We start from the raw sequence: 11,494 nt of genomic DNA on the forward strand, positions 1-11,494 counted from the left end.
GCCCGTCACCACCGGCGTACCCCGTCCCACTCGGCGGCGAACTGCGCGCCGTCCGCCGCGTCGACCACCACCAGGCCCGCCGTGCCCGCCGGAGTCGGGTCGGTCGCGCCGAACACCCCGACCACCACCGACGGGTACGCGCCACGCAGCGCGCCCACGTGCCCCAACCCGTCCCGCCCACCGGGGCCGGTCAGGAAGATCAACGTGTCGCCGAGCCGGTCCTGGCGCAGCCGGGTGGTGACCCCGCGCAACGCGTCGTCCTCGTCGGACAACTCGGCGGCGGCGAGCCGGTCCAGCGGCCCGAGGGCGGGGCCGTCCCGGCCGTCCCCGTGCTCCGGGCCGACCAGCAGCAGCACCACCGGCAGATCCGCGCGGAGCGCTGCCGTCACGACCGACGCCGCCGCCTCGCACGCCGACTCGAACGACTCCGACACCCCGCCGGAGCGGTGCGGATGCGCGGCGGCGCGATTGTCGAGAAGGACGATCAGGCGGGGCAGGCTCGTGTCCACGTTCTCGCGCACCATCAGCTCACCGACGCGGGCGCTCGTGCGCCAGTGCACCCGCCGCAGATCGTCGCCGACCACGTACTCCCGCAGCGAGTCGAACGTGATCGACCCGTGCGGCGTACCGTCCACCCGGCCGTCGAGGCTGCGCCCCGCGCCCGTCGGCACCGCCGACAGCGGGTGGATCCGGGGGTGCACCCAGACCGGGGCCGTCTCCCCGTACGGGCGGGCGAGCGCCACCAGGCCCAGCGGGTCGCGCCGGGTCACCCGCAGCGGACCGACCGCCACCACCCCACGGCGATCGGTCGGCACGTCGTAGCGGACCTCGGTGTCTCGACCCGGACGCAGGCGCAGCAGTGGCACCGGCACCGCGCGGCTCCCGCACCGGTCCTCGGCCAGCAGGTTCGCCGAACGCAGCCGGCCGGCGTTGCGGACCGTCAACGTCATGCTCGCCGGCTCCCCGCGCGCCACCCGGTCCGGATCGGCCCGTCGGGCGACCACCAGCCGGGGCCGCCAGGCCGCCGTCAGCGCCGCGTAGCCGACGGCCGCGCCGGCCGCCGCGCCCAGCAACGTCAACTCTGGGTACGCGAAGTGGAAACCCGCCCCCAGCAACACGGCGGCGGCGACGAGCAGCCCGACCCCGCGGGCGGTGATCCCCATGGCGTTGCCGCCGGTCAGCCCTGCACCGGGGCGGGCTGCCCCGACGGCAGCGGCACCGGCACCGAGGCGACGGCCTGGCGCAGCACCTCCGCGGCGGTCACCCCGCGCACCTGCGCGTCCGGGGTCAACAGCAGCCGGTGCGCGAACACCGGTTCGACGAGCGCCTTCAGGTCCTCCGGCATGATCCAGCCCCGCCCGTCGATCAGCGCGTACGCACACGCCGCCCGCGTCAACGCGATCACACCCCGAGGGCTGACCCCGACGCGTACCTGCGGATGGGTACGGGTCGCGGCGGCCAGCCGGACCGCGTACGCGTAGAGCGGCTCGGCGATGTGCACCCGCCGCGCCATCCGGACCATCTCCCCGACGGTCGCCGTGTCGGTGATCGGGGCGAGCGCCTCGGGGGAGCGGACCGTCGCCCCGCGCAGCACCTCCACCTCGACCGCCTCGTCCGGGTAGCCGACGGACAGCTTCACCAGGAAACGGTCGAGCTGCGCCTCGGGCAGCCGGTAGGTGCCGTCCATCTCCACCGGGTTCTGCGTCGCGACCACGAGGAACGGCGCCGGCACCGGATGCCGGACCCCGTCCACGGTGACGGTGTGCTCCTCCATCACCTCCAGCAGCGCCGACTGGGTCTTCGGCGACGCCCGGTTGATCTCGTCGGCGATCACGATGTTGGCGAACACCGGGCCCGGATGGAACTCGAACTCCCTGCTCGCCTGGTTGAAGATCGTCACGCCGGACACGTCCGAGGGCAGCAGGTCGGGCGTGAACTGGATACGTCGCCACTGACCCTTGACGGTCGCGGCGATGGCCCGCGCCAGGGTCGTCTTACCGACCCCCGGCACGTCCTCCAGCAGCACGTGCCCCTGGGCGAACAGCGCCGTCAGCGCCAGCCGCACCACCTGCGGCTTGCCGAGCACCACCGCGTTGACGTTCTCGGCCAACCGGGCGGCCAGGGCGGCGAAGCCCTGCACCTCCGGCTGGGTGAGCGGCTCGTGGGTGTTCACGGTCGGCGGTGCTCCTCGGCTGGTGGTTCAGCAGGTGGGCAGGACGTTGATGTTGTCGCCGCCCTCCAGGTTGAGCCAGGCCCACGGGATGTAGTTCTTCCCGCTGTACTCGACCTGCACCCACCAGGTGCTGCGCTTCTGGTCGTTGTAGATCCAGGAGTCGACGTCCTCACCGGACTTCTTGCAGTACGCCTTCAGACGAGTGCCGGGCTTCGCCCAGCCCTCCTGTTTGTCGTTGTCCTGCCGGGTCACCGAGAAGATCTCGTTGCCGTTGCGGCCGTCGACCTCCTTGTTGCAGTACGTCCGCTGGTCACCGTCCGGACCGTTGTTGCACGTCGCGATCCCGTACAGCGGCTCGGTGCTGTCCGCCCGCTGCGCGGTGCCCTTGCCGGCGGCGTTGGTCGCCGTCACCGTGAACGTGTACGCCGTCCCCGGCGTCAGACCCGACATCGTGATGCTGGAACACGCCCCGGCCTTCGCCGGCTCACCCGACGTGCTCAGCGAGCAGGTGGCCCTGCCGCCGCCCGCGTCCACGGTGAACGTGACGGTCGCCGACGTGGCCGTCGCCGACGAACCGGTGACCGTGACCCGGGGCGCCGCGACCGTACGGGCCGTGGCGGTGGCCTCCGGACCCGGTCCGGCCTCGTTGACCGCCTTCACCTTCACCGTGACGTTCTGGCCGTTGCCCAGCCCGGTGACGGTGGTGCGCGTCTCGGTGACCTCGCTGGTCCGGCCACCGACGTCCACCTGGTACTTCGTCACCGGCCGGCCGTTCGCCTCCGCCGGCGACCACTGCACCGTGACCGCGCCCGGCTGGTCGGCGACCGTGCCGGCCTGCAGGTCGAGCGGCCGACCCGGTGCCGCGAACGGCACCACCGTGTTGCTGACCGGCGACGCCGCCGAGCCAGCGCCCTTGTCGTTGACCGCCACGACGGTGAACGCGTACTGGGTGCCGAACTCCAACTCACCGGCCGGCACCACCAGCTCGGTCTTCGTCGACTCGCCGGCCGGCGCGTTCGTCCCCGCCGACGTGGCCGTCACCGCGTACTTGACGATCTTGTTGCCCTGCGCGTTCGCGGCCGGCCACTTCACCACCACCGTGCCGTCCGGCCGCTCCTGCGCCGTGATGCTGGCCGGCGGATCGGGCACCGCGGCGGTCGGGGTGACCGGGTTGCTGCTGCGCGGCGGCCCGTCCCCCTTGGCGTTCACGGCGTGCACCGCGAAACGGTACGTCTCGCCGTTGGTCAGCCCCTTGACCTCCACCGAACGCTGGTTGGCGCCCACCTCCAGGCGCTGGCCGGCACCCTCTACGACGTACTTGATGATCTCCGCGCCGTTCGCGGCGGCGGGCCGCCAACTCACCCGGGCCTGGGCGTTGCCGGCGGCTGCCGTGACGCTGCGCGGCGCGCTCGGCTTGCTCACCCGGGGCTTCTTCGGCGGGGGCGGCGGCGGGGGCGCCGGCGGCGGGTCGCCGCCCAACACGTCGTTGGCGTACTTGTCGACCTCGCGGACCTGGTGCTTGTCGTCCACCACCCGGGCCGTCGCCGAGTCGGGCGAGTTGATGAAGAGGTGGTTCTCGCGGACCTCCATCTCCAACGGGCCGTTCGCCTTGCCCTTGATGGTGTCGACCAACTGGCCGCCCGCGTCGAAGGAGTAGATGGTGCCGGTGGTCTCGTCGGCACAGTAGAACCGGTCGGCCCACGCCACCGCCGGGCTCAGCCGGTCGCCGTCGCCCGGCACCGTGAACGCCCGCTCTTCACCGACGTCACCCACCACCAGCACGCGCCGCTCGGCGGGCACCGTCACCGGCACCCGCGGTCCGGAGGTGCGGGCCGGCAACGCCGCCGGGCCGGGCAGCGTCAACGGCGTCGGACGTACCTCGCCGCGCTGCACCCGCAGAAGCCGGCCTGCCGTCCGGTCCAGGATCGCCACGCCGTCGTCCAGGGTGGAGACCCCCAGATCGTGGCTGGGGTCGGCGACGTCGTACGTCTCGACCCGCTCCGGGCTGATCCCAGCGCCGGCGGGCGCGGCCGAGGCCGGCACGGACGGCAGCTTCGCGGCGGTGACCGCCGAGACCGTGCCCTCGCTGGGCACCGCGATCCAGAGCCGGCCCTCACCGTCGAACGCGCCGCCGGTGATGCCCGGCGGATAGCGCACCGGCTCACCCACCGGGCTCAACGACCGGGGGTCGAGCTGCCGCACGATGCCCTGCACCGCGTCGACGACGAACGCCGCGTCCTCGTGCAGGGCCACGCTCACACCCAGACCGGGCGTGGTCGGCGTGGTCGCCGTGAGCTGCAACGTCGCCAGATCCAGTGAACTGATCTGCCCGGTCTGCAGGTCCCGCAGGATCAGCAGCCGATCGGTCTGGGCGACCTGCATCGGGTGCCGACGGGCACCCGGAATCTCGGTGCGGGTGTCCACCCGGGCCGTCACCCCGTTGACCCGGGCCAGCTCGCTGCGCACCCCGCTCCACAGCCAGGAACTCGCGTCGTAGTTGGCCACCGCGTTGTCCGCCGCGCCCAACCCCAGGACGGTCAGCCCCATGGCGGCCAGCAGCGCGGTGACCGTGCCGACCGTCACCAGCCCGCCGCGCAGTCGGGACCGGGAACGGGGGGCGTCGGTCCGCTCGGCGTCGTCGATGCTGGCCACAGCCGGCTGCCTTCCCTGAGTCGTGGCAGGTGGCGTACGCCTCGCGGCGACCCCTCCCCTGAGCCGGGTGCCATCATATGGCCCGGCCGGGAACGGGGGAACCCGCACCGTCACCCCTGTGGATACCGAGCGTGCGCGGTGGACGCCCAGCTCAGCTCCACAATCGTCAATCCGACGTCGGCCAGCGCGAAAGCGTGGACCGTTCGCGTCGTCCGCGCGACAGTGCTCCCGTGACGGTCAGCTCGGCGGCGTGGACCGCTCGCGGTCCGTGCAGACCTGACCCGAGGTGGCGAAGCTGTCGGTGGAGTAGACGGCCAGCACCGTGAAGCAGTAGTCCACCCGAGAGCTGAGCCCGTTGACCGTGTGGCTGGTCCGCCCCGGCTCCACGGTGGCCATCACACCGAGCGCCGAGCCGGCCCGCCCACCCGCGACCATGAACGGCACCGCGCCGCCGGACGGGTCCGTCCAGCTCAGCGTGATCGTCACGACGTCGTCGCGGAGCTTCAGGTCACCGGGAGGGGGACCGGTCGCCGCCGGCGCCGCCGTCACGGGCGTACCGGACGGCGGAGGCGGCGTGTCGTCGCGGCTCAACACCACCGCACCCAGCCCGGCGACCGCGACCAGGGCAACCCCCGCGGCCACCGCCGCGCCGATCACCGTCGCCCGGTTGCGGCCCGTCGAGCCACCTCCGTCGGTGTACGCCTCCGGCGCGTAGTACTGGCCCGGGTACACCTCGTGGCTCGGCGGGGCATGCTGCCCCGGGTACTGCTGAGCGGGCGGATACACGGGCGCGACCAGCGGTCGGTACGGCGCGACCGGCCCCGGCATCAGGTCGTCCACCGGGGTCGACGCAGGATTGCCCGGTCCACCCGCGACCGTCGCCGGGTTGCCGTATCCACTCCCGACCGGTGGTGGACCGTCGTGCCCGCCCGAAACCGGGGTGGTGGACGTCGTAGCGGCCGGGCCGAGGCCCGGTCCCCAGGTGGAGCCGGCTGCCGCCATAACCGGCTCGCCGGGGTCAGCTCTTCCGGGCCGGGGGGTTTCCGGCCCGACGGCCGGGAACACCTCCGTCGACGCGGAGGCGAACCCCGACGGCTCGCTGTGCACGGCCGATCGCGCGGCAGTGCTCTCGCTGCCCGGCACGGGCGTCTCGGACACGCTCGCCGGCCCGCTCAGGGTCGCCTGCCCGTCCACGATGGCCCCCGGACCCGCCGCGGTCTCGGCGACCGGTGTGGTCCGTGTGTCCGTCGGCTCCACGGCGGCACCGCCGGACGTTGGCATCGGTTGTGGCGGCGCGCTGCTGCTCCAAGGCGGGGCGGTCAGTCCCCACGGCGGTGCGCTGACCGGAGGCGCCGACACCGGCTGACTGTGGCCGGGCGGTGCGGACACGGGGGAGGGGTAGCCGGGCGGTCCGGATACGGGCTGGCTCTGCCCGGGTGGTGCCGACACGGGCAGGCCGGGCGGTCCGGACACGGGGAATGCCTGTGCCGGTGGGCCGGAGACGGGGTGCGGCGGGCCGGAGACGGGGAACGCCTGTGCCGGTGGTCCGGAGACGGGGAACGCCTGGGCTGGTGGTCCGGAGACGGGATGCGGCGGGCCGGACACGGGGATCGCCTGGGCCGGCGGGCCGGACGCGGGGTTGGCGGTAGGTCGGGACACGGGGATCGCCTGGGCCGGCGGGCCGGACACGGGGTTGGCGGCAGGTCGGGATACCGGGAATGCCTGACCTGGCGGTCCCGATACGGGGTTGGCGGGAGGCCCGGATACCGGGTGGGATCGGGCGGGTGGTCCGGAGACGGGGTGGTCGTAGCCGGGTGGAGCGGACACCGGGCGTCTCGGCTGCATGGCTGGCCCGGAGGGTGGCGCCGAAGGCAGCGGCGGTCCGGAGATCGGCTGCGGCGGCGCCCCGGGCGTCGGGCCGAGCACGGGGTGCGTGGGACTGGCCGCCGGACCGGACGCCGTCGGGGTCGGTCCCTCCACCGGGACGGCTGCGCCGCTCGCTCCGGCCGCTGCGATCCGAGCCGCCTCCTCGGCCAGAAGGGGCTCGATCTGTCGTACCTGAATCGTGGGGTTGTCCCACCGCGGCGCCGGCGTCGGGCTGGTGGGCGGCGCGGCGGGGGTCGGCGCGGTGAGCCGGTGCGCGTCGGCGGGTGGTGCGCCTATGGACGGCGCGCTATGCCGGTGCACGGTGCGGTGCGGTGCGGAGCTGGTGTGCGGCGTGGTGGTCGGCGGTGTCTGCGGCGGGTTGGCGGCCGGTCGCATCGGCTCGTGGTCCGTGCGCTGACGCGGCGGCGCGGGGGGAGGCTGTTGCCGGACGTGCGGCGTGGGCTGGACGGCGGCCCGGGGTGCTGGCACGGCCGCCGGCCGGGGCGATGGCGCCGGCTGCTCGACTCGCTGGCGCGGCGGCACCGGCGGTGTGGCAGGCATCGGCGGTGTGGCAGGCACAGGAGGGACGGCGGCCGCGGGCGGCGTCGGACCGGTCGGGGCCGGGGGAGGCTGCGGCGCCCAGGGTGACGCGGGGGTCGGCTGGCCGCCGGCGGCCGGTCGCATCGCGGCCAGGGTCGCCAGGGACAGCGTCGGGCCGGACAGCGCCGACCGGGCCCCGGAGTCGATCGGCGAGGCGTCGGAGGTGGGGGTCGACGGCCCAACGGGCGACCGCTGCGGAGCGGGGCTGGCCTCGCCGAGGTACGCACGGGCGGCGCGTACGGCGGGGTGATGCTCGCCGAGCACGGCGGGCCCGGCGCTGGCGACCCGGGTGTAGTTGCGGCGGGCCTCGTGCCTGTTACCCAGTTCCTCGGCGACCTCCGCCAGTTCGAAGGCGAGCGCGAGCATCGTCGGCTCGGAATGGTCCCAGCGCCGCTCGCCCGCCGCGAAGGCCTCCTCGAGCACCCGGCGGGCGGCGAGCGGGTCGTCCGCCTCGCGGTGCAGGCGGGCCAGCAGGTGCGCGGTGTGCAACGTCTCGGGGTGGTCCTCGCCGTACGGCGGACGGGCGGACCCGACAGCGTCCGCGAGCAACTGCCGGGCGGCGTCGTGGTCACCCGCCGCGCGCAGCGCAAGGGCCCGTTGCTGTACGGGAGCCAGAGGAGAGGGTTGGGACACAGGGCAATGCTGCCGTCACGGGGCCGCCGACGCTACCCGGGCCTGCCCTCAAGCTGGCCGTGGTGACCCTGGGTGGTGGCGTGAGCAGCGGCGGGAGGGTGATGTGCATGATCCACGAGCGCCGTGTAGAGTAACTCCCCGTGCGGCCCGCTGGGCCGGCCTTCGGATGCAAGATCATCTGGGTCGGCGAGGTAGGCTGGACGAGCAAGTCCGGGTGGCGGAATGGCAGACGCGCTAGCTTGAGGTGCTAGTGCCCGTATAGGGCGTGGGGGTTCAAGTCCCCCCTCGGACACATCATTACCACATATTGATCATGATCCGCGCAGGTTGACCTGCGCGGATCTTTCCGTGGTTAGTGTGCAATGCTCCTGGTCGCAGACGATGGTGATCTTTCTCTTGTGCAGGAGTGCGACCAGGTCATGTGGAGTCTGGATGCCGCCGGGGAGGCGGGGATGGTCGGTGAGTCTGGCGATGATGTGGTCTTCCCTTGAGGTAGAGGATCTTGCGTCGGCGGTCGGCGGTCGGTGGGCTGTTGGGTGCTGGTGTGGCCGTGGCGGCATCGGTAGCCGGGGCGTTGGTTGATCCAGTGGGATTCCAATCTTCGGCCGCATGGTCCGCAGCGCAGTAGGCCGGTGAACAGGTAGCGGCGGGTGGTGCCGTCGTGGGCGCTGCGGTGGGAGCGGATGGTCTGGGTGGCGACGAAGTCCTGCTCACTGACTACGTAGCCATCCACTGAACGCCCCGCGGTAGGGCATCGAGCCAGATGAGGGGATCAGGCGCGTCCGGGTCTTCCAGAATGTCACACACTGGGTCCCGTTCGACTGCGGCTGTCACTTCAGCGAGAAACTAGACCAACTTCGTCGTCTTCTCGATCGCATCCTGACTGAGAGTCACGCTCGCATGCACCGTGTGTTAGTTGACAGGCAACGTTACAGACTGCGCTGCCTTCAACCAAGATCACAAGGGTGATGCCGTGCGCGCAGCAGGAGTGATCGGTCCGAGCAGAGGCGCGGCCCCAAATCGGGCACCCGTCGCCACCTCACCTCTTCGGTGTTCGCGGGGCGGCGCCGCGATAGTCTTTGCATCGGATGAAGCCGTCGGCTCGAAGGTGAGGCTTGCCCGATGGGTACCAGCTACGAACCGATGAGTCTGGCCAGGTTGGCCACCCATCTGGCATCCGCGGACACCGACCAGACTCGCTGGAAGCTCGTATGGGAGTTTCTGGAGGAGTACCGCTGGGAACCCGCCGACACCAGGATCGACCTGTTAACCGATGAGCCCGGGCTGACCGGGGACCCACGGTGGGACGCGCTGCTTGCCGCGCTCGCGGAGCACCTGCTAGCTCAGGCAGATCTTGCCCCGCCCGGGTGGGTTGACGCGCGTGTGCTGCGCCGGGCATGGTTTCCGGCCGAACTGGCCATCCACCGGGCCGACGCCCTGGCCTGGGCACCGGCGGCATTCCGGAAGCATGGTGTGTACCTGTCCGTGCACGACTTGGCTGCGGCGTGAGCGGATCAGACGGCGTCCTCATGGGGCGCGCGGAACTCGAACGCGCGTTCACTCACCTGGGCGACCGGCTTACCCGCCGCGGAGTCGTCGCCGACATCTTCATTGTGGGTGGTGCCGCGATGGCGCTCGCCTACGACGCCAAACGGGTGACCAGGGACGTCGACGCGATGTTCGTCCCGCACGGAGTCGTCCTCGATGAGGCGCGTGCAGTGGCCGACGAACTGGGCCTACCGCCGTGGTGGCTCAACGAGCAGGCCAGCGTGTATGTATCCGGCAAGGACGACCCGGGCAAGCGGCGCGTCTTCGACCACCCTGGCCTGCGCGTGATGGCCGCCTCCCCGGAGCACATCTTCGCGATGAAAGCGCTCGCGGCGCGAACCCGCGACGTGGACGACCTCCGCGCCCTGGCGGCGCTGGCCAAGGTAACGACGGTGGACGACGCTAAACGTCTGTGCGCCGACTTTTACCCCGACGAAGCGATCTCGCCACGAGCAATGGGAGTTATCCGCGAACTTTTCGGATAATTCGGAATCACATCGCAGCACGGCGGTCAACCTGATCACTTCCTCTGGCTCAGGCCTCTGAGCAGGATTCTCACCTGTCCGCCGAGAGCGCGTGAAACGTCACCGTCACGCGCGGCGCTTGCTCAGAATCCTATCTGCGGTTGTTCGCCTCGGACATGGAACAGCTGGTGCCGTCGGGGGAGAGGTGCTTCGGGAATCTGCCGTTCCTGTTCAGCGTCAGAGACGTGCGACGGCAGGATGGACAGATCTGACGACTGCGTGGGCGCCTGCACTGCCTTGGAATATCACGATCCGCAGTGTGACGAGTCGTTCCCGAGCCATTGCATTCCTTCTGGGCGCCGTAGCTGAACAAGCCGTACGTCTCTTCACCGTAATGCTTCGGCAAAGTCTTGATCTTCGTGAGCTTCAGACGCAGACAACAGACGTCACAGTGGGCCAAGGGGGGCGACCTCCCGTGACGGACGCTCCCGGCACCGATCGGCGTCCAGAGGGGTTCTGCCACTGCATTCGCTGTAACGCTTCAGGGCTGATGCGCGGGGGAGCCTTGAGCGGATGCTGCCCGAGGCCCGATCGCGGTCCCCTCTACTCAGGGGCAACGCATGTGGAGTCATGCACGGAAAGTATCGATCGGAGTGCGCAGGGTCAAGAGGGGTGATTTGTCATGGTACTGGCGTCGCCGTGACTGTCTACCGCAGCGGTCGGGTGACTCAACCGGATCCAGACCTTCGCCGTGGCGGTGCGAGCGCAGATCCGCGCGTTGCAGAAGCGCCGCGTTGCATCGCGCTGATCGGCGCTGGATTCTCTGGCGCTGCGCGAGGTTGTGGTGAATTTGAGAGTTCGACGAAGGCGGTGAAACTCGTGTACTCACTAGCGAGGGACGCGAGCGATGCGGGTTGCCGTCAACGCCGACGGACTGAAACTCACCAGGACCCACGACGGAGGGCTCCCGCTTGATGGCTGCACGTTCATTTCGGTCAGTCGATGGCCGAGCGAGTTGGCTGGCAAGCGTCGGACCCGACGCGTCCTAGCTGCGATTCATGCTTACGCGCGGTAATGAGCGTGCGAGGTTGAGTCAACCCTGACCGTGACGTAATCTATAAGCATGTGCACTCCTAGTGGAGCACAGGTGATACGTACAAGAGTTCGAATCCCCCCTCGGACACAACCCATAGGCCCACGGTGCGCGCTGAGATCGGTTTCAGCGTGCACCGTTTGCGCTTCCGGGTGGTATGTCAGCCGTAGGCCCAACTGGCGGTAGACCTCGGTTTTGTCGGCGGGGTCCGCGTCGCGGAGCACGGTGACCTTGTTTCCAAGGGCCTCGACCAGCGTGGTGATCTCTGCCTGGGTCATCCGGCGTGGTGCGGCGGAGTTCCCTGCGTGCAGCTCCGTTTCGGCTCGGGTCCGTTCGGCCTGTGTCTGGGCTATCCAATTACTGACGACTGAGAGCGCGTTTGGTTTGTGGGTTGGGCGGGTGTGTCGCACAGCCGGTCCGATCGATGAGGGTGATTCGGTCGGTAGACGGGTATGGATCGAGTGC

The 11,494-nt window shown here is 71.0% G+C and carries 7 protein-coding genes and 1 tRNA gene; 3 read left to right on the forward strand and 5 right to left on the reverse strand.

The window, feature by feature from the left end; all coding sequences use genetic code 11:
- Positions 1-5: 5 nt before the first annotated feature.
- The 4 genes from ABZV06_RS25095 to ABZV06_RS25110 all read right to left on the reverse strand — a co-directional run bounded on the left by ABZV06_RS25095 (position 6) and on the right by ABZV06_RS25110 (position 7,924).
- Complete coding sequence (locus tag ABZV06_RS25095; RefSeq protein WP_355624581.1) at positions 6-1,163, reverse strand: DUF58 domain-containing protein; 1,158 nt, start codon at positions 1,161-1,163, stop codon at positions 6-8.
- A 14-nt stretch (positions 1,164-1,177) separates the two neighbouring features.
- Entirely contained in the window at positions 1,178-2,173 is a 996-nt protein-coding gene (locus tag ABZV06_RS25100; RefSeq protein WP_355246890.1) for a MoxR family ATPase, read from the reverse strand.
- 27 nt (positions 2,174-2,200) lie between these two features.
- A complete protein-coding gene (locus ABZV06_RS25105; RefSeq protein WP_355624583.1) occupies positions 2,201-4,825 on the reverse strand; it encodes a fibronectin type III domain-containing protein in 2,625 nt (874 codons plus the stop codon).
- 237 nt (positions 4,826-5,062) lie between these two features.
- Complete coding sequence (locus tag ABZV06_RS25110; protein WP_355624585.1) at positions 5,063-7,924, reverse strand: tetratricopeptide repeat protein; 2,862 nt, start codon at positions 7,922-7,924, stop codon at positions 5,063-5,065.
- Between the two features lie 208 nt (positions 7,925-8,132).
- On the opposite strand from ABZV06_RS25110, the gene ABZV06_RS25115 reads away from it, so the two are divergent.
- A tRNA-Leu gene (locus tag ABZV06_RS25115) sits at positions 8,133-8,216 on the forward strand.
- Between the two features lie 60 nt (positions 8,217-8,276).
- Here ABZV06_RS25115 and ABZV06_RS25120 read toward each other — a convergent pair.
- Positions 8,277-8,657: a zinc ribbon domain-containing protein gene (locus tag ABZV06_RS25120; protein WP_355624587.1), complete on the reverse strand. Its 381-nt coding sequence runs from the start codon at positions 8,655-8,657 to the stop codon at positions 8,277-8,279.
- A gap of 389 nt (positions 8,658-9,046) precedes the next feature.
- Here ABZV06_RS25120 and ABZV06_RS25125 point away from each other — a divergent pair, with 389 nt between their 5' ends.
- On the forward strand, positions 9,047-9,433 hold the full coding sequence (locus ABZV06_RS25125; protein WP_355624589.1) for a hypothetical protein: 387 nt from the start codon (positions 9,047-9,049) through the stop codon (positions 9,431-9,433).
- The gene (locus tag ABZV06_RS25130) at positions 9,430-9,957 is read left to right on the forward strand and encodes a DUF6036 family nucleotidyltransferase (protein ID WP_355624591.1); all 528 of its coding nucleotides are present in this window, start codon (positions 9,430-9,432) and stop codon (positions 9,955-9,957) included. Before ABZV06_RS25125 ends, ABZV06_RS25130 begins: the two co-directional genes overlap by 4 nt.
- The last annotated feature ends 1,537 nt before the right edge of the window (positions 9,958-11,494 follow it).

The sequence above is a fragment of the Micromonospora sp. NPDC005172 genome (assembly GCF_040608555.1).
Classification (GTDB): domain Bacteria; phylum Actinomycetota; class Actinomycetes; order Mycobacteriales; family Micromonosporaceae; genus Micromonospora.